This window comes from Brevundimonas sp. Root1423, from assembly GCF_001426805.1.
In genome coordinates, this window is the sequence record NZ_LMFL01000084.1 from 907 (window position 1) to 3004 (window position 2098).

Here is a 2098-nt window from a genome sequence, read left to right on the forward strand (position 1 = left end):
GAGCCGCGGAAGACGCGAGCCCATTTCCACGCCTTCATGGCCCGGGTCCACGACCTGATCGGCCAGTGGCGCAAGGGCGATGCGAAGACGCGCAAGGCYGTGTTCGGCCARTCGAAGGGSGACGAYCCCATCMRGCCGGTGGCSGAGCTGATCGCGTCSGAGGCGCGGCTGCTGTGTTTCGACGAACTGCAGGTCACGGACATCGCCGACGCCCTGATCCTGGGCCGGCTGTTCGAGGCCCTGTTCGCGCAGAATGTGGTGCTGGCGGTGACCTCGAACCGGGCCCCGGACCAGCTGTATCTGAACGGGATCAACCGCGAACTGTTCGTCCCCTTCATCGATCTGATCGAGGCGAAATGCGTCGTGGTCAGCGTCTCGGGCGCGCGGGACTGGCGGCTGGACCGGCTGATGGGGGACCGGGTGTGGTTCACCCCCGCCGACGCCGATGCGCGGGCGGGGTTCGAGGCGCTGTGGGCCGATCTGAAGGGCGATCAGGAGGAATGTCCGGCGCATCTGAAGGTGCAGGGCCGCGAGGTGGTGATCGATCGCACCGACGGCGGGCTGGCGCGGGCGACCTTTGACCAGCTGTGCGGGACGGCGCTGGGGCCGCAGGACTATCTGGCCATGGCGGAGCGGTTCCACACCCTGTTCGTCGAGGACGTGCCCGTGCTGGGCCCGGCCAGCCAGCAGGAGGCGCGGCGGTTCGTGACCCTGATCGACGCCCTGTACGAGGCGGGGACGCGGCTGGTGGTCCTGGCCGAGGCAGGGCCCGGGGCCCTGTATCCGAAGGGCGTCGGGGCGTTCGAATTCGAGCGTACGGTGTCGCGCCTCAACGAAATGTCGGGCGCCGAGTGGCTGGCGCGTGAAAGAACGTCGTAAGGTCGTCGCCACAATTCCGCTGGGACCGCCGGTCCACAGTTTGCCACCCCGGAGATTTCCCATGCGCCTGCCCGTCCTGTTCGCCGTCCTCGCCCTCGGCGCCGCCTCGCCCGCCCTGGCCCAGACTCCAGGATCGGCGCCCGCGCCCGCCGCCCCGGCCGCCGCGACCAAGGGGGTGGTTGTCGCCGAGGTCCGGACCTGGCTCATCGGACTGGGCGGGTCGGTGGCCGAGCCGGCGCAGAACGGCGGGGCCCAGGTGCTGACCGTCGCGGATCAGCCGCTGCCGTGGACCCTGACCTTCTACAACTGCGCCGGCGCGAGCCTGTGCGACGACGTGCAGTTCAGCGCCGTCTTCTCGGGACCGATCACGGTCGAGCAGATCAACGCCTGGAACCGCGAGAACCGCTATCTGAAGGCCTTCTTCGTACCGGGGGCGACGCCGGCCGAGGCCGGGGCGGTGGCCCAGTATGACGTGGTGCTGACCGCGACGGGGACGGAGCAGCTGCAGGAGCCGACGGTGATCTGGCTGCAGATGCTGCGCCAGTTCGCGCAGACGCTGGCGCAGGCGGCGGGGCCGGCTCCGGCGGCGCGATAACGTTCGTCATCCTCCGGCAAGCCGCGCCTTCGCGGCGCAGACCGGGGGACCCAGAGGCGCGCGAGAGCGCGAACCTGCCGCGGACCCCGTCGGCGACCAGCCTGCGTGAACAGATCGCCTTCGGCGCCGCTGGGTCCCCCGGTCTCCCCCCGCTTTCGCGGGTGTCGCCGGAGGATGACGAAAGCAAAAAGGCCCCGGATCGCTCCGGGGCCTTTGTTGTTTGCGGCGGACGCGAAGCTTACGCCAGCGAGCCGTCGATGTCCTTGCAGGCCTGGATCAGGCCGTTCACCGACTCGACCGATTTGGCGAACATGGCCTTTTCGTCGTCGTTGGTGGTGAATTCGACGATCTTCTCGACGCCGCCCGCGCCGATCAGGGCGGGGACGCCGACGTAGAGGTCCCTGAGGCCGTATTCGCCCGAGAGCCAGACGGCGCAGGGCAGGACGCGCTTCTGGTCGAGCAGATAGCTCTTGGCCATGGCGATGGCGGATTCAGCGGGAGCGTAGAAGGCCGAGCCGGTCTTGAGCAGGGCGACGATCTCGCCGCCGCCCTTGCGGGTGCGGTCGACGATGGCGTCGAGCTCGGCCTGCGACAGGAAGCCGGCCTTGACCGCGTCGGGCAGGG

2 protein-coding genes and 1 pseudogene are annotated in these 2098 nt (G+C 69.7%); 2 read left to right on the forward strand and 1 reads right to left on the reverse strand.

Annotated features, from left to right (window positions below):
• Both zapE and ASD25_RS28365 read left to right on the forward strand, forming a co-directional pair.
• Positions 1-879 (forward strand): cell division protein ZapE (zapE, locus tag ASD25_RS28360; protein WP_056621550.1); only part of this gene is annotated, 879 nt, incomplete at its 5' end.
• 61 nt (positions 880-940) lie between these two features.
• Complete coding sequence (locus ASD25_RS28365; protein WP_055826807.1) at positions 941-1474, forward strand: YbjN domain-containing protein; 534 nt, start codon at positions 941-943, stop codon at positions 1472-1474.
• 238 nt (positions 1475-1712) lie between these two features.
• On the opposite strand, the pseudogene ASD25_RS28370 reads toward ASD25_RS28365, so the two are convergent.
• Positions 1713-2098: pseudogene (locus ASD25_RS28370) on the reverse strand (malate dehydrogenase); the annotation flags it as partial.